Source organism: Myxococcus sp. AB025B, from assembly GCF_006518215.1.
GTDB classification, from domain to species: domain Bacteria; phylum Myxococcota; class Myxococcia; order Myxococcales; family Myxococcaceae; genus Myxococcus; species Myxococcus fulvus.
Genome location: NZ_SRLW01000651.1, coordinates 1 through 1,069 on the forward strand (window position 1 = coordinate 1; position 1,069 = coordinate 1,069).

Here is a 1,069-nt window from a genome sequence, read left to right on the forward strand (position 1 = left end):
CGGGCCTTCGGGCCCTGGCGGTTGGCGAGATGTGCCAGGCGATGCTCGACACCGACACGCTCGCGGAGTTGTGCACGGCCTGCGCGCGACTGCAGACGTGAGCGAAGGCGCTTCTGGAGCCGCTCGTCGTCGCCCATCGTGACGCTGCGCCCCTTGCCGGACGCCGCCTGGGTACAACTCGGGCGCAGCTTGCATGGTCCGCAGGCTTCCGGGTCGAAGTGCACGACGGCGCCGGGCTCGAAGGGCTCCACCTCGCCAGCAGGACACGTAATGGTGCCGTCGCGGATGTTCACTTTGAAGTCGCGCTTGCCGAAGAGTCCGGGCTTCGCGCTGGCTCCACGCCACGGCCGGCAGACGACGTCGCCGCCGCTGGCCAGCACGTCTTCGGTCATGGGGCTGTTGAGGTACGCCCTGTCGATGAGCAGGACGTCGGGGAAGAGCTCCTGGTGGGCCATGTCTTCCTGCAGGGCCCCCGTCGCCTCCTCTTCGGGGCGGTTGGCCGGCGTCACGGCGCAGGCCACCACGAGCTCCGTGTCGAGGTCGGTGCCGACGTGCTGCTTGTAGCCATTGAAGCGCTTGCTCTTGCTCTTGCGCCCGTGGCGCATGTCCGGGTCCTCGATGGAGATGCGACGGTCGGCCGCCACGCCCTGCCGAATCTGCACTCCGCCCTCGGGACGCGGCTCAAGGTCCTGCGCCTTCACCTGCGCGAGCGCTTCGATGTAGCGCGTCAGTGGAGCCGCGACGCACGACTTCGACTGCTTCGCCACCCAGGCCATGAGACGGTCGAGCTGTCGGCACAGGCGATTGAGTGCGTCGAGCTTCGCGTCGGGCGCGCTCCAATCGATGTCGAGGCCGGCCTTGATGCTGCTGGCCATCAGCAACGGCGCATTCGCCTGCTGACACACCTCCTCGACGTCGGTGCCGAGCGCGAGCGCCATGCCCTCGGCCACCTTGCAGCCTGCGTGGCCGAGCAGGTTGATGGTGTCCTCAACCCGCCCGGCCCCTTCCAGAGGGCGGCTGTCCACCCCCACGCGCAGCGTCTTCGGCGTCTTCTTCGGGTCGAAGCCCT

The 1,069-nt window shown here is 68.7% G+C and carries 1 protein-coding gene; it reads right to left on the reverse strand.

The features are described 5' to 3' along the window. The coding region (locus FL311_RS43320) for a transposase (RefSeq protein WP_141333532.1) at nucleotides 1-1,069 on the reverse strand (1,069 nt) is incomplete at both ends.